17 protein-coding genes and 1 pseudogene are annotated in these 18,882 nt (G+C 56.1%); 15 read left to right on the forward strand and 3 right to left on the reverse strand.

What is annotated here, in order from left to right:
• Window positions 1–119: 119 nt before the first annotated feature.
• From ACKC9G_RS17385 to ACKC9G_RS17430, 10 genes and pseudogenes are all read left to right on the forward strand, one after another.
• Complete coding sequence (locus ACKC9G_RS17385; RefSeq protein WP_411407755.1) at window positions 120–2,072, forward strand: methyl-accepting chemotaxis protein; 1,953 nt, start codon at window positions 120–122, stop codon at window positions 2,070–2,072.
• A gap of 12 nt (window positions 2,073–2,084) precedes the next feature.
• A complete protein-coding gene (locus ACKC9G_RS17390; protein WP_411407757.1) occupies window positions 2,085–3,686 on the forward strand; it encodes a chemotaxis protein CheW in 1,602 nt (533 codons plus the stop codon).
• A gap of 15 nt (window positions 3,687–3,701) precedes the next feature.
• Entirely contained in the window at window positions 3,702–4,835 is a 1,134-nt protein-coding gene (cheB, locus tag ACKC9G_RS17395; protein WP_411407759.1) for a chemotaxis-specific protein-glutamate methyltransferase CheB, read from the forward strand.
• Complete coding sequence (locus tag ACKC9G_RS17400) at window positions 4,826–5,461, forward strand: HEAT repeat domain-containing protein (protein ID WP_411407761.1); 636 nt, start codon at window positions 4,826–4,828, stop codon at window positions 5,459–5,461. The genes cheB and ACKC9G_RS17400 overlap by 10 nt, the downstream gene beginning before the upstream one ends.
• Entirely contained in the window at window positions 5,458–6,300 is an 843-nt protein-coding gene (locus ACKC9G_RS17405; RefSeq protein WP_411407763.1) for a CheR family methyltransferase, read from the forward strand. Before ACKC9G_RS17400 ends, ACKC9G_RS17405 begins: the two co-directional genes overlap by 4 nt.
• Window positions 6,297–6,710, forward strand: coding sequence for a response regulator transcription factor (locus ACKC9G_RS17410; RefSeq protein ID WP_411407765.1), 414 nt, complete (start codon window positions 6,297–6,299; stop codon window positions 6,708–6,710). The genes ACKC9G_RS17405 and ACKC9G_RS17410 overlap by 4 nt, the downstream gene beginning before the upstream one ends.
• Window positions 6,707–9,601 (forward strand): chemotaxis protein CheW, encoded by a 2,895-nt coding sequence (locus tag ACKC9G_RS17415; RefSeq protein WP_411407767.1) that lies wholly within the window; start codon window positions 6,707–6,709, stop codon window positions 9,599–9,601. Before ACKC9G_RS17410 ends, ACKC9G_RS17415 begins: the two co-directional genes overlap by 4 nt.
• On the forward strand, window positions 9,601–9,855 hold the full coding sequence (locus tag ACKC9G_RS17420) for a hypothetical protein (RefSeq protein ID WP_411407769.1): 255 nt from the start codon (window positions 9,601–9,603) through the stop codon (window positions 9,853–9,855). The genes ACKC9G_RS17415 and ACKC9G_RS17420 overlap by 1 nt, the downstream gene beginning before the upstream one ends.
• The gene (locus tag ACKC9G_RS17425; RefSeq protein WP_411407771.1) at window positions 9,852–10,220 is read left to right on the forward strand and encodes a response regulator; all 369 of its coding nucleotides are present in this window, start codon (window positions 9,852–9,854) and stop codon (window positions 10,218–10,220) included. Before ACKC9G_RS17420 ends, ACKC9G_RS17425 begins: the two co-directional genes overlap by 4 nt.
• Window positions 10,221–10,837: 617 nt before the next feature.
• A pseudogene (locus tag ACKC9G_RS17430) lies at window positions 10,838–11,740 on the forward strand (methyl-accepting chemotaxis protein); the annotation flags it as partial.
• A gap of 10 nt (window positions 11,741–11,750) precedes the next feature.
• Here the strand turns inward: ACKC9G_RS17430 and ACKC9G_RS17435 are convergent.
• Window positions 11,751–12,731 (reverse strand): GlxA family transcriptional regulator, encoded by a 981-nt coding sequence (locus tag ACKC9G_RS17435; protein WP_411407773.1) that lies wholly within the window; start codon window positions 12,729–12,731, stop codon window positions 11,751–11,753.
• 182 nt (window positions 12,732–12,913) lie between these two features.
• Here ACKC9G_RS17435 and fabF point away from each other — a divergent pair, with 182 nt between their 5' ends.
• A complete protein-coding gene (gene fabF, locus ACKC9G_RS17440; RefSeq protein WP_411407775.1) occupies window positions 12,914–14,146 on the forward strand; it encodes a beta-ketoacyl-ACP synthase II in 1,233 nt (410 codons plus the stop codon).
• Window positions 14,147–14,214: 68 nt separating this feature from the next.
• Here the strand turns inward: fabF and ACKC9G_RS17445 are convergent, their stop codons facing one another.
• The gene (locus tag ACKC9G_RS17445) at window positions 14,215–15,234 is read right to left on the reverse strand and encodes an adenosine deaminase (RefSeq protein WP_411407777.1); all 1,020 of its coding nucleotides are present in this window, start codon (window positions 15,232–15,234) and stop codon (window positions 14,215–14,217) included.
• A 325-nt stretch (window positions 15,235–15,559) separates the two neighbouring features.
• Between ACKC9G_RS17445 and ACKC9G_RS17450 the strand changes: the two genes are divergently transcribed.
• From ACKC9G_RS17450 to ACKC9G_RS17465, 4 genes are all read left to right on the forward strand, one after another.
• Window positions 15,560–16,492 (forward strand): adenosylmethionine decarboxylase, encoded by a 933-nt coding sequence (locus ACKC9G_RS17450; protein WP_411407779.1) that lies wholly within the window; start codon window positions 15,560–15,562, stop codon window positions 16,490–16,492.
• A 64-nt stretch (window positions 16,493–16,556) separates the two neighbouring features.
• Complete coding sequence (locus ACKC9G_RS17455; protein WP_411407781.1) at window positions 16,557–16,871, forward strand: BolA family protein; 315 nt, start codon at window positions 16,557–16,559, stop codon at window positions 16,869–16,871.
• 92 nt (window positions 16,872–16,963) lie between these two features.
• Entirely contained in the window at window positions 16,964–17,197 is a 234-nt protein-coding gene (locus ACKC9G_RS17460) for a YdcH family protein (protein ID WP_411407783.1), read from the forward strand.
• A gap of 404 nt (window positions 17,198–17,601) precedes the next feature.
• Window positions 17,602–18,090, forward strand: a complete 489-nt coding sequence (locus tag ACKC9G_RS17465) for a glycine zipper 2TM domain-containing protein (RefSeq protein ID WP_411407785.1) — start codon at window positions 17,602–17,604, stop codon at window positions 18,088–18,090.
• Window positions 18,091–18,227: 137 nt separating this feature from the next.
• Here the strand turns inward: ACKC9G_RS17465 and ACKC9G_RS17470 are convergent, their stop codons facing one another.
• Entirely contained in the window at window positions 18,228–18,839 is a 612-nt protein-coding gene (locus tag ACKC9G_RS17470) for a YecA family protein (RefSeq protein ID WP_411407787.1), read from the reverse strand.
• Window positions 18,840–18,882 lie beyond the last annotated feature (43 nt).

Here is an 18,882-nt window from a genome sequence, read left to right on the forward strand (position 1 = left end):
GTTATGCTTTTTTCACATCATCAGGGAGCAGGTGGCAGGTTGGAAAACCTGAGCGGGCGAGGGAAGCCATGCCGCATTTCATTGCGAGAAATAACAACAAGAACCTGAGGAGAGTAACCATGGCTCTGGTGAAGAAACCCGCCCCACAAGCCCCTGTCGCCGAGGTTGTTGCGGTAGGTGAGCGTAAAGCTGCCGTGCAGGATCGTAACAAGCCTTCCGCGTCTGCGGTACGTGAGGCCGAAGCTCAGCGCAAACGTGCCCGCACCCTGGCCAAACAGCAGCAGGCGGCAGAGCGCATTGCTGCGGCGACCGGTCAGTTATCCTCCGGTATTACCGAAGCGGCGGCGGCTGCAGAAGAGTTAAAACGCGCTTCTGACCTGATTGCCGCTGGCGCCGAAGAAGCCTCCGGTGCGACGCAGGAAGCGCTGGTGTCTTTCCAGCAGATTTCCCTCGCCGTGGGTAGCCAGCGTGAAGCGGCCACTTCCAGTCGCGAGCGCTCACTGGCGATTCAATCGCTCACGGCCCGCACTGGTGAAGATATCCGCCGCCTGATTGAGAATGTAGGCCATGCCTCCAGGCGCCAGAGCAATTCCGTGGGCATGGTGGCAGAGCTTGAGAAACAGGCCTCCAACATTGGCGATATCGTCAAAGCGGTGGTGCGCATTGCTGATCAGACCAATCTTCTGGCGCTGAATGCCGCGATTGAAGCTGCCCGCGCCGGAAAGCACGGTAAAGGCTTCGCGGTAGTGGCGGATGAAGTCCGCACTCTGGCGGAAACCTCCGAGAAGAGCGCCCAGCAAATTCAGGATCTGGTGAGCCAGATTCAACAGGAAGTGCGCAGCATCGCCGATGGTATCAAGCAGTCCGCGGACACCATCGAGGGAGAAGTGAGCAAAGGCGGTGAGATTACCCAGCGCCTCGATGCCATCAGCAATGACATGCATGAGGTGGTGGAAGGTATCAGCGAAATCGCCGTGGGGGCGGATCAGTCGGACTCCGCAGCGCAGCTGGCATTAAAAGGCATCGAAGAGATTGCTTCCGCTGCGGAAGAGCAGTCCTTTGCCGCCAATGAATCCGCCCGCACCATCGACCTGCAAACCGCCGCGTTGAATGAGTGTGAGCAAACCGCGCAGTCACTCTCCGAACTGGCGGAAGACCTGAAAAACTCCACCGATGTCAGCAAAAGCGCCGAGGAAGTGGCGTCGGCCGCTGAAGAGCTGTCTTCCGCCGTACAGGAAATTAACCGCTCAGCTTCCCAGATCATGTCGGCCATTGACCAGATCCGCCGGGGGAGCCAGTCCGCCGCGGCAGCCAGCGAGCAGTCCTCCGCTGCCATTGTGCAGATTGAACGCGGCCTTGAGGTTTCCCAGACCCGTGCTGAGCAATCCAAAGCCAAGGTCACCACCATGGTGGAGGATCTCAAGATCAATAAAGCCGGAGTCGATGCGCTGATTACCGGTATTACCCAGTCCGTGGCGGCTACCCAGAACAGTATTCGGCAGGTGAAGGATCTGGAGCGGGTGTCACGCCGCATCGACAAGATTGTCGAGGCCATCACCACCGTGTCGATCCAGACCAATATGTTGGCCGTGAACGGCTCCATTGAAGCCGCGCGCGCCGGGGAATTCGGCAAGGGTTTTGTGGTGGTTTCCACGGATATTCGCAATCTGGCGCGGGATTCTGCTGAGAATGCGGACCGCATCAAGGATCTGGTCAAAAGCGTGCAGGATCAGATCACGCTGGTGAGTGGCGACCTTGAAGATATCGTCCGCTCGGCCATCAGCGAAACGGAACAGGCCAAATCCAGCACCGACAACCTTGAGCAGATGGAACGCGACATTCTGCAGATTGACCAGGGCACCGTCGACATTCTGGATGCCGCCAACAGCATTGCTGCGGCCATTCTGCAGAGCAAGCGTGGCATTGAGCAGATTGCCTCCACTGCGCAGGAGTCCGAGAAAGCCGCGACGGAGTCCGCCACGGCTGCCGAGCAGCAATCCCAGGGCACCGAGGAGCTGGCCGCTGCCATTGAAGAAATCGCCTCACTGGCGGATGAGCTGCAAAGTCTCTGAGGGAGGTGAGTGATGGCTTCATTGAATACGATGACACCGGCCGCCAATGCCCATCCTGCACAGGTGATGGCTTCCCTGCCTGAGGATGATCTTGCCACCGGCAGCCAGTACGTCACCTTCATGATCGGTGAGGATGCCTTCGCCGTCGATATGGCGCCGGTGCAGGAAATCATCCGCGTGCCCAACGTGGTGAAGGTGCCGCTGGCGCCCGGTTCACTCCACGGCATGGCGAATCTTCGTGGTCAGGTTTTGCCGATTATTTCCCTTCGTCGCATCTTTGCTTTCGCGCCTCAGGCCGAAGACGACGCTACCCGTGCCATCGTGATTGATGTGGGTCAGCCACTGGGTTTTGTGGTGGACCGTGTTGCCAGTGTGGTGACGGTCGAAGACAGCCAGATCGAAGGTGTCGAAGGGCTGAAAAGCACCATCAATACCGAGATGCTGACCGGCGTTCTTAAGAATGTGGCCGGTCACGCCATGGTCATGGTGCTGGATTTTGATCGCATCGTCGGTCAGGAGTTCGAGCAGGTTCAGGCACTGTCCCAGCATGCCTTGCTGGCCAACAGCATCGTGACGGCAGAAGACGAGGCGGCGGATGAACCCTCCGATGAGCTGCAACTGGTCAGCTTCTGTGTGCACGGGCAGGAGTACGCCATCGATATTGCCCATGTGCAGGAAATCGTTCAGGTCCCTGAAACCATTACCCATATCCCCAATGTGCCTTCCCACGTGCGCGGCATGATGACCCTGCGCGAACGCCTGCTGCCGCTGGTGATGCTGCGTTCTTTGTTCGGTCTGCCAGCCTCTGAGCTGGATGAACGTAACCGTGTGGTGGTGATTGGCCTTGGCAGGCATGCCATCGGCCTGATTACCGATAGTGTTGCGGAGGTATTGCGGGTGCCGCTGACGGATATCGACACCATGCCCGGTTTACTCAGCCGCCATCAGGAGCTGGATGATATCGAACAGATCTGCCGCCTGGATGAAGGCCGCCGTCTGGTGTCGATTCTCAGCCCGCAGAACATGTTCAACCATCCCGGTGTTCAGGATGCCCTGAATTCCATGACTGACCTGACTTCCCACGCTTCCCCAACGGTGACTGCCATGACTGACGATGCCCTCACGGAACACGACGACAGCCCACTGGATGATGAAGAGCAGATTGTGGTTTTTCGTTTGGCCGACGGTGAGTTCGGGGTGCCCATCGCCAGCGTGCAGGAGATCGTACGCGTGCCTGAAGAGCTGACCTTTGTGCCCCGCGCTCCTGCCTGTGTGGAAGGCGTGATCAATCTTCGCGGTGTGGTGTTGCCGGTGCTGGATCAGCGCAAGCGCATGGGACTCGATCCCATGGAGCGCAACGATCGCCAGCGCATCATGGTGTTTCTGATCAACGACATTCGCACGGGTTTTATCGTCGATGCCGTCACTGAAGTGTTGAAACTGCCTTCCTCGGCGATTGAGCGTTCACCGCATCTTTCAGATATGCAGGCGCAGCTGCTGGGCCGTGTGGCCAACCTCGAAGCCCGCGGACGAATGATCCAGCTGATTGACCCGCTGTTTCTCATTGATGAAGCCGATCAGCGCAGGCTCGGCACGGTCTGCCAGGGCGAGTAAGGAACGGGTGAGCCTATGATCAAGGTATTGATTGTTGATGATTCCGCGCTGATGCGCCGCCAGTTCAGCCAGCTATTGGAGGCACAGGGCGATATCCGTGTGGTCTGGGCCCGTAATGGCCAGGAAGCGGTAGAGATGAATCAGAGCGAGCGGCCTGATGTCGTTACGCTGGATATCAATATGCCCGTGATGGATGGCATCGAAGCGCTGTCGCTGATCATGGCGACCCGCCCGGTGCCGGTCATCATGCTGTCGTCTCTCTCCAGCAAGGGCGCATTACTGACTTTTGAAGCGCTGGCGCTGGGAGCGGTGGACTACATGACCAAGCCCTCCGGCACCATTTCCCTGAGCATTGATGTGATTGCCTCTGAGCTTGTCGACAAGATCCGCGAAGCGGCCAAGCTCAAGGTGGTTGCGCCTTCTCACGGAGCCGGGTTGCTGAAAAAGGTGCAGCACAGCTCACGTCAGGCGAGCAGTCGTAACCCGACGTCTTCCTATGGCATGACGCCGAACGATCAGGCCTGGGCGACCTCGTCTGACCGGCGTGGCCTGCCACGCCAGATTTCGGAAGGTCTGGTGGTGATCGGCGTCTCCACTGGCGGCCCCTGCACGCTGGAGAAAATTCTGCAGACGCTGCCCGCCGGCTTCGCTCACCCGATAGTGGTGATCCAGCACATGCCGGGCTCTTTTACCGGCCCTTTCGCTGAGCGCATCAACCGCAGTTGTGCACTTGAGGTGCTGGAAGTGAATGAGCCAACCGCGCTGCTGCCAGGCAAGGTCTACATTGCCCGGGGCGATGCCGATGCCGTGGTAACCCGGCGCATGGGCCGATTAACCATGTTGCCGCGCCCGGAGACCGACGGGCATCCCTGGCATCCCTCGGTGGAGTTGATGGGCCGCTCGGTGCTGGAGCACTGCAAGGCGACTAACGTGCTGGCCATTATGCTGACCGGCATGGGTTACGACGGCGCAGATGCTTTTGCTGCCCTGAAAGAAAAGGGCGCAAAAACCATTGCTGAGTCCGAAGCATCCTGCGTGGTTTTCGGAATGCCACGCGAACTGATTGAACGGGGCGGCGCATCCACTGTGCTCAACGCCAAGGATATTGGTGCCCAGATGATTCAGTGGGGGAACGGGTTATGGCCTTGATCCGACGAAGCCAGTCTCTGCAGTGCGAATGGGGGATTATGGAGCGCGGTATGCCGAAGGACCGTGAAGGTCTGGAAGCCTGCCTGTTCTCTGGCGATGTGTCGATTCGACGCTGGGCGGCGCGGGATCTGGTGTGTTGCTCCGAATCTGCGCCGGTGCTGGTCGAACGCTTGCTGAGCGAGCCGCATCCGGTGGTGCGCGAGGCGATTTTTGTGAGCCTGCTGCAAATCAGCGGCCCGATTGCCATCGAAGGCATGATCCAGTGTCTGCGCAGCGAAAGCGCGGCGCTGCGTAACGAAGCCATCGAAACCATGAAAAACCTGCCGGAGAGCATCGCCCCGTTAATGGCCGAGCTGCTGGAGGATGACGACCCGGATGTGCGCATCTTTGCGGTCAATATTCTGGAGTCACTGCGTCATTTCAAGGTGGAGTCCTGGCTGATCAAGGTCATCTCTGAGGATGCCCATGTGAACGTCTGCGCAACGGCGGTGGATCTGCTTGGCGAGGTCGGCAGCTTTGAGGCGGTCGAGCCGCTGCAGGAGCTGAAAGCCCGTTTTGCCGATGAGCCTTACATTCAGTTCGCGGCGGATCTGGCCCTGCGACGCATCGAAGGGGATACCCAGTGACGGCGCCGGTGATCTCGACGGAGGACTTCCGCAAGTTCCGGGAATTTTTCTACCGGAAGACCGGCATCCTGTTTGAGGACTCCAAGCGCTATTTCGTCGATAAGCGGCTGCAGGAGCGCATCGTTAAAACCGGTAGCGACAGCTTTCGTAACTACTTTATGCAGGTGCGCTTTGAGGCCTGCGGCAGTGAGCTGCAGACCCTGACCAACATCATGACGGTCAATGAAACCTACTTCTTTCGCGAGGAGTACCAGTTTGAGTGTCTGGTGAAGTCGATGCTGCCGGAGATTATCCGCCGCAAGGCACCGGGCGAGGTGATCCGCATCTGGTCGATCCCGTCCTCCAGTGGCGAAGAGCCTTACTCCATTGCCATTTATCTCTACGAGTACTGGCCGGAGCTGGCGCAGTGGGATGTGGAGCTGATCAGCTCCGATATTGACACCTCGATTCTGCAGAAGGCCAAAGACGGGCTCTACAACACCCGCTCGGTACAGAACCTGCCACCGGCGTTGCTCAACCGCCATTTTGAGGCGCAGGGCAATGGCAACTACCGCATCAGCCAGGAGCTGCGCGAATCAGTGGAGTTTACCCGGGTTAACCTCAGCAATCTGGAGGAGACCCGACAATACCGCGGCTTTGATGTGGTTTTCTGCCGCAATCTTTTGATCTATTTCGATGCCTTGTCACGCACCAAGGCAGCCGATGTGTTTTACGAGGCGTTGAATCCCGGCGGCTTTATCTGCCTGGGGCATTCGGAATCCATGAGCCGGATTTCATCCGTGTTTGCGGTTCGCAAGTTCCCCCACGCCATCGTCTATCAGAAACCGGAGGAGCGATGAACAAGACCGATAAACGCATCCTCATCATTGATGATGCCGCCACCGTCAGAATGTATCACCGCAGTATTCTGGAGGCCGAGGGCTTTCAAGTAGATGAGGCCATGAATGGCGTTGAAGCCATCGAGAAAGTGCTGGTCAACGACTATGACCTGTTTCTGGTGGACATCAACATGCCGAAACTGGATGGCTACGGCTTTCTGATTGACATGCGCGGCCGCGATATTCGTCAGGCGCCGGCCATCATGGTGTCAACGGAATCCCGCGCGAACGACTGCGCCAAGGCCTATGAGGCCGGGGCCAATTTCTATCTGGTCAAACCCTGTAAACCCGAGGCGCTGCTGGCCTATTGCAACGGCCTGCTGGGCTGCCTTGAAGCGCCCGTTGAGAAAGACAGCGGAGGTCAGCCATGAACCCGATTCTGCGTGAGTTTATTCTGGAATCCCGCGAGAGCCTGCAGGGCATCGGCAGTACCTTGCTGGCGCTGGAGTCTTCGCCTTCTGATCCCGGCTTGATTCAGGAGCTGTTCCGTCTGGTGCATACCCTCAAGGGTAACTCCGGCTTGTTCGACTTCCCGCAAATGACTCAGCTACTGCATGCCGCAGAAGATCTGATGGATGCAGTCCGCGAAGAGCAGATTCCCTTCACCCCGGAGCTGGCGGACCAATTACTGGATGCCATGGATGTGGTGGTGTTGCTGGTCGATGAGATCGAAAACACCGAACAGCTGAGCAGTCATTATCCGGCTGCCGTTGAACAAATGACGCGGCTGCGCGAGTGCCTGAGTGGTGCCGCCTCCGATCAGAACCCCCCAGCCGGGCAGGCGCCTGCCGTTATCGGTGGTCTCTTTGATGACAACGCCACGGTGTTTGTCAGCGCAGGCTCTGAGTCTGACGCCGCTGCTGTTGAGAGCCTTGACGCTGTCGATAGTGTTGCCGCTGTTGAGAGCACAGCCGCAGCGCAAGAGGTGAGCGATGTCGCCTGTCGGCAGGATCACCTGAGTGATGTGATTTCTGCGGAAGTTGCCCAGCGGATTCCTGAGTCCGTTCAACAGAATATCTGGCGTGAACTGCAACAGGGTCGTGATTTCTGGTGGGTGTTGTATCGGCCCGAGCCCGATTGCTTCTTTAAAGGTGAGGATCCTTTTTATCAGGTGCGGCAAACCCCTTCCTGCCGCTGGCAGGCCATTCTTCAGTCTGACCGCTGGCAGGATAACGACCCTGACTTTGACTGCTATCGCTGTCAGGTGGAATTCATTCAGCTGTGTGCCGGTGAGGAAGCGCCCTTGCGTGAGCATTTCCGCTATGTGCCTGAGCAGGTCGTGATTCTGCCGGTCAGTGAAGCGGATCTGCTGATGCCGGGCGGTGATGCCGATGAGAACGGTCAACACATGGCCTTTGTGCGTGATGCCCAGGCCACACTGCAGTGCGGTGATATCAAAGGGCTGGCTGAGCAGGGCTATGGATTACTGGAAAAACTCTCGCCGGATCTCTGGCGTGCCAGCGTGCTGCGTTGGTTATTGCTGGTCACCGAGGTGGCACCGTCGCGCACTCGCTTGATGGGGGATTTGCTTGCCAGTCTGGAGGCGGGGGAGTTACTGCGTCCTTCCTTGCAGGAGTCCAGGCCGTCAGGCGCGAATGAGGCGGGCGCCTGCACGCGACTTTCGGCAGAGCAGCAAGGGTTTATTCGCGAGCTGATCGAGGCGCAGTGCCGGGTGCTGGCGTGCGAAGCCACTGCGACCTGGGCCAATGGCCGTCTGGAATCGGTCATGAGCAGTGTCCACGGCCTGTTTCTTTCCATGGGCAATATGCCGGAAAGCCTGAATCACCTTTTGGCAGGACATCGGGATGCAGCGCTGGCCAGTGAGCTTAAGGCATGGCTGGAAAACTGGCTGGCAGCGCAGCCCGAACTGCCGGATGACTCATCCACTGCCGCCCCTGCGCTGATAACAGAAGAGCCTTCGATGCCTTCTTCCGCAGAGTACGCGGCTTCGCCTGTCTCTTATGAGGTCGAGGCTGCTCCTCTTTTGAACATAAGCAATGAGCCTGCGGCAGAGATAGCGGTTAACGCTCTAGAACAAACACCGCAGGAGATGCCTGCTCCGGCAACGGCGCGCAATGAAGATCACAGCGTCAAAGTGCTGAAGGTTGATCAGAGCAAGGTTGACCGGCTGATGAATCTGATCGGCGAAATGGTGGTGGCCAAGAATGCACTGCCGTATCTGGCCAACCGTGCTGAAAATCACTTCGGCGTGCGTGAGCTATCGCGGGAAATCAAAGCCCAGTATGCCGTGATCAATCGCATCGCCGAGGAAATGCAGGATGCCATCATGCAGGTTCGCATGTTGCCGGTGTCCTTTATCTTCCAGCGCTTCCCCCGCCTGGTGCGCGATATTGCCCGCAAGCTGGGCAAGGATGTGAATCTGGTACTGGAGGGTGAGGACACTGAAGCCGACAAGAACATTGTCGAATCCCTCGCTGACCCGCTGATTCATATCGTTCGTAACAGCCTGGACCACGGTCTGGAAACCGCTGAGCAACGCACCGCCGCGGGTAAGTCGGCGCGAGGCACGCTGCTGATCCGTGCCCGTCAGGATTCTGACCGGGTGCTGATCGACATTATTGATGATGGCCGCGGCATTGATCCGCAGGTCATCAAGCGCAAGGCCTATGAATCCGGCGTGATTGATGAAGCGCAACTGGAGCGCCTCACCGATAGCGAAGCCATTCAGCTGATCTTCGCGGCGGGGTTCTCCACGGCAGCAGCCATTTCCGATATTTCCGGCCGTGGTGTGGGGATGGATGTGGTGCGCACGGCGGTGGAGAAAGTGGGTGGTACGGTCACGCTCTCCAGCGAGATTGGCAAAGGCACCACGCTGCGTCTTTCACTGCCGCTCTCCATGGCGATCACTAACGTCATGATTATCGAATCCCACCAGCAGATCTTCGGTGTGCCTATGGATCAGGTGGTGGAAACCGTCCGCCTGCCTCGCGCCAGTCTTCGCGACATCAAACAGCGTGCGGTCACGACGTTGCGTGGTCGCCTGTTGCCCGTGCTTGCCCTCAATGACCTGCTGGCGATTCCCGCTGCACCGGTGGCCAACGAGGAGGATGAACTGGCGGCGCTGGTGGTGCGCATTGGCAATGAGCAGGTGGCGCTGCTGGTCGATGAATTCCGCGAAGTGGTCGATGTGATTCTTAAGCCGCTACCGGGCGATCTTTCCCGTCTGAGCTGTTATTCCGGTACCGCCTTGCTGGGCGATGGCTCGGTACTGATGGTGCTCAATCCAAAGGAGTTGCTGTGATGCCGATCCACTACAAAAAGAAGGTCGCTCATCTGCAGGGCGAGATCAGTGTTGAGGAGGCTGAAAACCTCTGGCAATGGCTGAATGAGGCCAATAAGCCGGGCCTTAATCTGAGCAAGTGTGAGCACCTTCACACCGCTAACCTGCAGGTGCTGCTGGCCTGCCGACCTGCAATTACACACTGGCCGGAAAATGCCGAACTTACGGCCTGGCTCAAACCTGTCCTTACGATAACCGAGGAGACTGCCTCATGAGCAAAACCATCATGATCGTAGATGACTCAGCCACGATGGTCATGGCCGTCAGTCAGAGTCTGGAAATGGGCGGCTTCAAGGTCGAAAGCGCACGCGATGGCACCGAGGCCCTGAGCAAGATTCAGAAGGGGTTAAAGCCTGACTTACTGATTACTGACATCAATATGCCGAAAATGGATGGCCTTGAACTGATCCAGGCGGTGCGACCCATTCTGCGCTTTATCCCGATTCTGGTGCTTTCGACGGAAAGCCAGGCCGCCAAGCGTGACGAGGCCAAGCGCCTCGGTGCCACCGGCTGGCTGGTAAAACCGGTCGCCGGTGTGGATCTGGTTAATGTGGTTAAACAAGTGCTGCCGGGCGCTTGAGGAGTGCAGTTATGAGTGAGGTCATCACACGACGTCGGGCAGGGGGCCGCTTTCTGGGCATCAGCCTTCTGATTGGGCTGGCCAGTTGGGCAGGATGGGTTTCCTTGATTCAGCTGCATGGCCTCACACTGACGCTCTGGCATCCTTCAGGCATCGTCACCGCGTTAATGATCGGCCTGCTGGCCGGGATCGTCGCTGCCTGTCCGAAGCGGGCCATGATGCAACAGGCCGAAGTAACGCCATCGCCGGAGGCTCTCCCCGAACAGATTCAGATCAATCATGAGCGACTGGCGCTTAACGCTGAGCAACTGCGCCAGTATTTGCCCGTCATGCAGAGTCACCTTGCCAGCGCCAACGATGAAACCGAGCGTGGCGCCCTGGGTATCATGACCGTTCTTAATAAAGTGCGAAAAGAAAGCTCGGCGCTGCTGGATCGACTGCGGGAAGAAGAACAGCAGGCTACCGTGCTGATGGAAGAGAACGTGGCGCATCTTCAGGAAAACCATCAGCTGCTGGATGAGATTGCCGCCATCGTGGATCAAACCAGTGATGCCATGAGTCGAGAAAATAGTGATATCGAATCCGTGCTTGAGCAGGTACAGGGGCTGGCCGGGCTGGTGGACATGATTCGCAATATCGCCAAACAGACCAATCTGCTGGCACTGAATGCGGCCATTGAAGCTGCGCGTGCCGGTGAAGCCGGGCGAGGTTTCGCGGTGGTGGCGGATGAAGTGCGCAAACTCTCGCAGGAAACTGAAAAAGTCACTGTCAATATTGATGCGGCGATTTTGCAGGTCTGTTCGGCGGTGGAGTCAAAACTGACCATGCTGCTCAACAACAGTCAGCAGGCGGAGCAGCTGCAACAGGTGAAAGGCATTTCGGAGGGCTTTGGTCGGATCAACCAGACGTTTACTGAAGTGCTGGCGTATCTCAACCGCATTACCCACGACAGCTATACCACCATGGATTCCATCCATCACGGGATTCTCGACAGTCTGGGCCACATGCAATTTCAGGATGTCTCACGCCAACAGCTGGAGTCAGTCGGTCACATGCTGGACAAGGTCGTCAGCCACATCACCCGCCTGATGATTGATATTCGTGACTCGGGAAATCACTCGCTGCATGAGCAGGATCTGGCCTGCCTTCTTGAGCAGCATCGGGAGTCCTATGTGATGTCTCAGCAGCATGATGCCCACGAGCAGGCATTGGCGAAAACCGCGGCTTCTGCTGATGAAGTGGCCGCATCCTCTGGTTTAAATGGCGAAATCTTCCTGTTTGAGAGCGCAACGGCAGAAAGTGCCGAAGAAGACAGTACTGCTGAACCAACGATGGCATCGCAGAATGATAATGCAGATGGCTGGGCGCCGCAGGAGTGGGAGATGAACCAGTGGGAAGCGTTTGAATCTGAGCAGGAGGAGGGTGACGCCAAACCTCAGGAAGTGTCTCCAGCGCTGGCGGTTGCTACAACCCCGGTGAACACCGCTCAAGCGGCGCGTCCCAATATCGAGCTTTTCTAGAGTGGTGGAATCAGGCTTCCGTCGCCTTGAAGCCAAACTGCTTGCGGTATTCCGAGGGCGAAAGATGACAGGCTTTCTTGAAGACCTTTCTCAGCGCACTTTCATCGCTGTAACCGCAGCGGTCGACAATCTGGCTAAAGCGCAGGGAAGTGGTGGACAGCAGGAGTTTGCATTTCTCAATGCGCAGCTGCTGAAGGTACTGCTGTGGGCTGAGCTGTACATGTTCCTGAAAATGCCGGATCAGGGTGCGGCTACTCACAGCAAGATGAGAGGCCAGCTCTTCAACTTTTACATCGCGGGTGAGGTTCGCCTGAATCCAGGCTTCCGCGCGAGCCACCAGCGCACTGCCGCCGCTGAAACGCTGGGCTAAATACGAACTCAGTGCCGATGGCCGGTATGCATTGCCGTAATCCTGAGCGACCGTTCGGGCGAAATTTTTACCGCAGTATTTTTCCAGCACTGCCATACAGAGATCTGCCATCGCGCTGCCATCCGGCGTACAAATCACGTTATCCGCATGAATGCCGAAGCTGCCTTCGCGCCCCTGCTCCTTGAACATCTCGCTGATGCGCTGGCGCAGTGTCGCCGGAGCCGACTGCCAAAGGCCCTGGTCGGCCAGCAGACGGCTGCCTTCAAAATTGCAGGCAAACAGCCAGAGTCGACTAAGATGAGTTCTCAACCACTCACTGAAATCCATGCCAGCATGCTGCTGGCGATCACGTTCAAGCAGGGCTGCCAGGGTATTGGCGTGAAAGAGCACAATGCTGTTTGGCGGAATCTGGTCAAATCCGCCATCACAGGGCAGGGGATAACCCAGAGAGCAGGGAGCGGCTTCGCCCTCGGCTGCAATGAACTGGAGCTTAAAGACCTGGCCCGAGGCTTCATCCAGTGAAGTTGCCACATGATTAGCGTGATTCAGCAGCTCTGCCGCACTCAGCAGAGGGCCCTGGGCAATGCCTGGGTAGGTAATCAGCGATAAGGTACAGGTCATAATGACCCCCCTTAATAGGGCAAATGGATGGCAGTGGCCTGCCTCGCAGTTCGATCTCTGTGTCGTATTTTGCCTTGTTTTAGGCAGATACGCCGGTCTTAATTGTTGCAAGGATGTCGCATAGTGGTTTGATCAGCCCGTTTGGGGCCAGAGAATCCAAGGTTTACTACAGGAGAAAACCAATGCGCAAACGTGTCGTCGTTACAGGAATGGGCGTTCTCTGCCCGTTGGGTAATGATCTCGACACTGCCTGGAGAGCCTGTCGCTCGGGCATTTCCGGGATTGATCAGATTACCCGCTTCGATCCTTCGGAATTGAAAACCCATATCGCTGGCGAAGTCAGAAACTTCCAGTTACCGGAGATTCTTTCGCCCAAGGATGCGCGCAAGATGGATGTGCTTAACCACTACGCCATCGCCGCGACCGAGCAAGCCCTTAAGGATGCCAAACTGACCATCACCGAGGATATCGCTGAAGATGTCGGCGTGAATCTTGGGGTCGGCATCGGTGGCGAAGTCTCACTGGAAAATAACGTCCTGCTCATGCAGGAAAAAGGCCCGAGCCGTCTTTCTCCTTTCTTTGTTCCCATGATTTTGCCGAATATGGCCGCTGGCCACGTATCTCTGACGTTCGGCACCAAGAATTACAATGCAGTGACCCTGTCTGCCTGCGCCTCCTCCAGCCATGCAATCGGCGATGCCTGCCGTCATATCGAACGCGGCGATGCCAAAGTCATGATCGCCGGTGGTGTCGAAGGTGCGCTGACCAAGCTGTGCCTTGCCGGTTTCTCGGCCATGCGCGCGCTGAGCACCCGTAATGATGAGCCTAAGAAAGCCAGCCGTCCTTATGACCGTGACCGTGATGGCTTTGTGTTCTCGGAAGGGGCTGCAGTGCTGATTCTCGAAGAACTGGAGTTTGCCCTGGCCCGTGGCGCACGTATTTACGGTGAAGTGGCCGGTTATGGTGTGAGCTCTGATGCGCATCACATTAGCGCGCCGACCGTGGAAGGCCCGTCGCGAGCGCTGAAAAATGCCATGCGTGATGCCGGGATAACGCCTGAGCAGGTGCACTATGTGAATGCGCACGCCACCTCAACGCCGATGGGCGATATCAACGAGTTAACAGCGATTCATCAGGTGATGGGCGATGCCAGTAGTCAGGTCTCGGTCTCGGCAACCAAGTCCATGACCGGTCACATGCTGGGTGCTGCGGGTGCGATTGAAGCCGTGTTTAGCCTGATGGCAATTCAGGATAACTATGTACCCCCGAGCATCAATATCGAGAATATCGACCCGGACTGCATGATGGATGTCACGCCGAATATTGGTAAAGACCGACAGGTGGATATCGCGGTATCCAACTCTTTCGGTTTCGGCGGCACCAATGCCACGCTGGTATTCCGTCGCTACGTGTAAACGAGCGCTAGGCTCAAAACAAAAAAGCCCTGAGTTGATCAGGGCTTTTTTATGTCCGAAGGAACTTGTCAGTCGGGGCGAATCTGACAGGCATGCAGCAGGAAAATAATATTGCGACTGATCATGGCTTTTCGCTCCATGGTCATGAAAGAGGCTTCAACGGCATTGAGTGACAGCCGCGCCAGCTCTTCATTGGTCATCCCCAGACCGTCCTGAACGGCTTTAAAGTTCTCTTCGATATAACCGCCAAAGTAAGCCGGGTCATCGGAGTTTACGGTGACGCAGGCGCCCTGATGGAGCAGGCTGCGGATGTTGTGCTCTTTGATATCGCTGAAGACTTTCAGCTTGATATTGGACAGCGGGCAGACCGTCAGCGGCATGCGTGAGGCAATCAGGTCATCAACCAGATTGTCATCCTCAGTGCAGCGTACACCGTGATCAACCCGATCCACGCCCAATACATCAACGGCGGTGCGGATATACGCCGCAGGGCCTTCCTCACCGGCATGGGCGACACGCTTAAAGCCCAGGCTTCGGGCTTTATCAAACACGCGGGCGAACTTCTCGGGAGGGTGTCCTTTCTCGGAAGAATCGAGCCCGACACCGATAAACATTGAGCGATACGGCAGGGCGGCGTTGAGAGTCGCCAAGGCATCCTCTTCACTTAAATGTCGCAGGAAGCAGAGGATCAGGTGGCTGGTAATGCCAAACTCCTGTTCGGCCTGCTGAAGGGCATCGTGAATACCGATGATGACATCCTCCATGGCAACACCACGGGAAGTGTGACTTTGAGGGTCAAAGAAGATCTCGGTGTGTACAACATGCTGATCCTGGCAGCGCTTCATATACGCCCAGGTCAGGTCGTAAAAATCCTGCCGGGTCAGCAGTACGGCCGCACCCTGATAATACAGGTCTAAAAACGATTGCAGATCATCGAACTCATAGGCATTACGCAGGCTTTCAACGCTGTCGTATGGGAGAGGTATCTGATTCCTTTCAGCCAGTTCGAACATTAGCTCAGGTTCGAGTGTCCCTTCGATATGAAGGTGCAATTCAACCTTGGGCAACACATGGATGAAGTGCTCCATGATCAAACTCCCTGTGAGAATAAAGTCATCGTCTTGGGCAACTTTGGCGAGGTATTTACTGGATAAGTTGCAAGTTGCCGCTTTCATTCAACTCTATGAGACTAGCAGCAAAAAATGTTCCGCGCCCAGTGAAGATGTAACGACCTTAGGGGTACGGTAATCCCCTATAAATAATCGTGATTTGTCAGTGAAATGCCACAATCGGGCAGTTATAATCGTCGGCTTTCTTTAAATGTACTAACTGGCCCGGATATACAGGTTTCAGCACTGCAACAAGGCATGCTGGCGGGTATGTCCGTCCCTTACGGGGTGGAGGTGACGAAAATTGTTCTTTGAAGGTTCTGAGAAAAAGGTTGAGATTGCGGTTCGTCCGGGAAGTCGTTCCCTGCGCGAACTGGGTGAGGAATACTGGGCTGAAATCGTTGCTCAGTCGAATGCGACCATCCTGTCGCGTGTCACCAACGAGGAATGCGATGCTTACCTTTTGTCAGAAAGCAGTCTGTTTGTATGGGATGACCGCTTTTTGATGCTCACTTGTGGTACCACCACACTGGTGAATGCCATTTTGCAGTTTCTTGGAACCTACGGTCAGGACAATGTTTCGATGATCGTGTTTCAACGCAAGAACGAGTACCAGTCTCACTTGCAGCATACCTGCTTCGAGCAGGACATTGTCGCGCTGGACAAGATCGTCACCGGCAAGGCCTATCGCCTTGGCCACCTTGATGCGCACCATAACTACGTTTATCACCTCGATGCGCCATTCACCCCCCCTGAAGATGACAAAACCGGCGAGCTTTTGATGTACCACATCAGCGGTCCGGTTGCTGAATACCTGCGCTCGGAAGGTCAGACGCGTGAAGGTATCCGTGAGCGCCTGCAAATTGATGCGCTGCTACCAGGCTTTGCCATCGATGACTTCGTCTTCGAGCCCTACGGCTATTCACTGAATGCGATTCGTGGTGGTGACTACGCCACGTTCCACATCACGCCGCAGGAAAACAGCTCCTACGTCAGCTTTGAAACGAATCTGACCACCGATGGAGAAAATGCGAATCTGTTCAATCAGATCCTGCAGATCTTTTGTCCGAAGAGTTTTGACGTTATCAGTTTTAATTCGTCGCCGGTGATCAGTGTTCCAGCAAACGTGAACTGCATTGGTCACTACGCGCAGCGTCTGGAGTGTGGTTACGACATGGTGTTCCGCCACTACCTTGAGACGGTTGATCAGCCCCTGCCAGCAGAGCAGATGCTGTAATTCTGTCCGCCAATCGGTGATGGTAGCCAATGCGTTGCTATCACCCTGTGAAGGAGTCTTGTGAATGTCTGTCCAGGAAAACCTGCAATCCAGACTGGAAAATGCCCTGAAGCCTGAGTATCTGGTGATCGATAACGAGAGCCATATGCACAGCGGCCCTGCGACCGAGTCTCACTACAAGGTGACTCTGGTCAGTAACCTTTTTGAAGGTAAGGGCAGGGTGGCACGCCATCAGGCGGCCTACGCTGCGGTAGCTGAGTTAATGCAAAACCCGATTCACGCGCTTGCACTGCACCTGTACACCCCTGAGGAGTGGGTGGCCAAAGGGCAGGCCAGTCCGGATTCGCCGACCTGTCGTGGTGGCAGCCTCAAAGGTTGAGCCTGAATCACCCGGAGGTTGATCCCGGTCAGTGTTTCGCACATGACCTGCGGCCATACTGCTCCTGACAGTAATCAAGACAGGAGTCTGATATGCAACAGCATGACCTGGTACATGAGTTTCCCGAGCTGCGTGATCGAATTCACGAACTAAAGGTAAACGATGCCCATTTCCAGAAGCTGTTTGATGAGTACCATGACCTGAATCGTGAGATTCAGAAAATGGAAGCAGAAGTTCAGCCGGTTTCTACCGAGCGTGAAGAAGTCTGCAAAAAACAGCGACTCAAGCTCAAGGATGAACTTTACGGCATGCTAAAGGCGAGTTAATCGCAGCGTCTAAGATGAAAAGCAGACTTTCGGGTCTGCTTTTTTTATGGACGGAAACTTTAATTGGTCTGCAGGCTGTCTGACTTCTGAGCCAACTGGCAATAAGCGCTCCTTCATTTGGCAAAGACTGTATAGCTTTTCTCAAGAGCCGGTAACATGCTGAACCGGACAGGCTTTGTCTGCAAAGCTATGATGCCTCTGGCAACGACGGCAGCCCTCTGACCATTCCCTCAGTGGCTAGAAAAGTGGCTTCCTCGGCCCCATTAAAAGCGAATCCAAGTATTCACTGCCTCAGTATCCTGCCAGGGATTCGGTAGCATCAGGTCAGTGGATGCAGCAGCAAGAACGGGAGTTTCGCCTCTGGCGACACCCACCAAGATCAATCGAGGGAAAGGGATAAATCGATGACTATGTTTACTTCTGGCCGCAAAGCGGTTGTTGCCTCCGTGCTGATCGCAGGCTCTTTATTGATGAGTGGTTGTGCTTCCACCCTGACGGGCGACACCTACAGCCGTGGCGAAGCGCGACAGATGCAAAATGTGCAGTACGGCACGATTACCAATATCCGCATGGTGAAAATTGAAGGCAATCAGAGTGCCATCGGTGCACTGCCGGGCGCGGTTGTCGGCGGTATCGCAGGTAGCACCATCGGTGGTGGTACCGGTCGTGGCATCGCTACCGTTCTGGGAGCTGTTGCCGGTGGTGTTGCCGGTTCCGCGATCGAGAAGAACGTGACGACTGCCCAGGGTATCAATATGACCATCCGTCTGGATAACGGCCAAAGTGTGGCTATTGTTCAGGAAGTGGATGCCAACAGCCCGGTCAATGTCGGTGATCGTGTTCAGGTGCTGACAGCCTCTGACGGCTCTGCACGTGCGACGCGTATTAACTAATGCCTGTTAAGGGGTGATGAAGCCTCTGGTATGAGCACAAAAAAAAGCGAGGTAGTTAACCTCGCTTTTTTATTGGCTGTGTTCAACGGATGGCCTCATAACGTTCAGACGAATGAGGCACTCACGAGAATCGGCGATTACTTGCGACCTTTCGGTGCGCCTTTCTTGGGGCCTTTGCTTTCTGCCGGAGCACGGAACAGCAGATACAGGTCCGTCAGGATGTCCGGGATTTCCTGGCAGAACTGATCCGTCAGCTTCTTGTTCTTGCGAATGGCCTGCATATCAGGATCTTCAAACAGTTCTGAAGCAACCATGATAGGCAGCATCAGCTCGGCCACTTCGCCTTCATGCTCGCCAAACCAGGCTTTTTCATCCAGATAGACGCCTTCAATAAAGGCCTGAGCCCAGGACATCAGCAGTCCTTCTTCGTCGTCCAGCTCCAGGTCGCAAGGCAGCTCTACCGGCTCTTCACCTTCCAGCTCATGCAGAATAACGCCCAGCTCACGCTCCAGCAGGGACTCGATGTACTGCTGTTGCTCTTCAGATTCCCACTTGGGCATCTCAACGAAGATTGCTTCCATCCAAGTGGTCTTGGGGACCGGGTTAGGGCAGATAGCGACAGCAGTCAGTAACGCATGCAGGCCGATGTAATCCATCGCCTCTTCGTTGACCGCAGGAGAGAAAAGAAAGTCTTCCAGCTTGTCGAATTCTTCATCCGTCAGCGGGCGAGGTTGTGTAGATAGCATCATGGCTCAGGGTGTCCTCGATAAATCAGACGGGCATTCTACTCTT

The sequence above is a fragment of the Pokkaliibacter sp. CJK22405 genome (assembly GCF_046614695.1).
Lineage (GTDB): Bacteria > Pseudomonadota > Gammaproteobacteria > Pseudomonadales > Balneatricaceae > Pokkaliibacter.

Excerpts from the sequence above, each read along its gene's own strand:
- ACKC9G_RS17385 (WP_411407755.1), top strand. The coding sequence starts at position 120 with ATGGCTCTGGTGAAGAAACCCGCCCCACAAGCCCCTGTCGCCGAGGTT.
- ACKC9G_RS17390 (WP_411407757.1), top strand. The coding sequence starts at position 2,085 with ATGGCTTCATTGAATACGATGACACCGGCCGCCAATGCCCATCCTGCA.
- cheB (WP_411407759.1), top strand. The coding sequence starts at position 3,702 with ATGATCAAGGTATTGATTGTTGATGATTCCGCGCTGATGCGCCGCCAG.
- ACKC9G_RS17400 (WP_411407761.1), top strand. The coding sequence starts at position 4,826 with ATGGCCTTGATCCGACGAAGCCAGTCTCTGCAGTGCGAATGGGGGATT.
- ACKC9G_RS17410 (WP_411407765.1), top strand. The coding sequence starts at position 6,297 with ATGAACAAGACCGATAAACGCATCCTCATCATTGATGATGCCGCCACC.
- ACKC9G_RS17415 (WP_411407767.1), top strand. The coding sequence starts at position 6,707 with ATGAACCCGATTCTGCGTGAGTTTATTCTGGAATCCCGCGAGAGCCTG.
- ACKC9G_RS17420 (WP_411407769.1), top strand. The coding sequence starts at position 9,601 with ATGCCGATCCACTACAAAAAGAAGGTCGCTCATCTGCAGGGCGAGATC.
- ACKC9G_RS17425 (WP_411407771.1), top strand. The coding sequence starts at position 9,852 with ATGAGCAAAACCATCATGATCGTAGATGACTCAGCCACGATGGTCATG.
- ACKC9G_RS17435 (WP_411407773.1), bottom strand. The coding sequence starts at position 12,731 with ATGACCTGTACCTTATCGCTGATTACCTACCCAGGCATTGCCCAGGGC.
- fabF (WP_411407775.1), top strand. The coding sequence starts at position 12,914 with ATGCGCAAACGTGTCGTCGTTACAGGAATGGGCGTTCTCTGCCCGTTG.
- ACKC9G_RS17445 (WP_411407777.1), bottom strand. The coding sequence starts at position 15,234 with ATGGAGCACTTCATCCATGTGTTGCCCAAGGTTGAATTGCACCTTCAT.
- ACKC9G_RS17455 (WP_411407781.1), top strand. The coding sequence starts at position 16,557 with ATGTCTGTCCAGGAAAACCTGCAATCCAGACTGGAAAATGCCCTGAAG.
- ACKC9G_RS17460 (WP_411407783.1), top strand. The coding sequence starts at position 16,964 with ATGCAACAGCATGACCTGGTACATGAGTTTCCCGAGCTGCGTGATCGA.
- ACKC9G_RS17465 (WP_411407785.1), top strand. The coding sequence starts at position 17,602 with ATGACTATGTTTACTTCTGGCCGCAAAGCGGTTGTTGCCTCCGTGCTG.
- ACKC9G_RS17470 (WP_411407787.1), bottom strand. The coding sequence starts at position 18,839 with ATGATGCTATCTACACAACCTCGCCCGCTGACGGATGAAGAATTCGAC.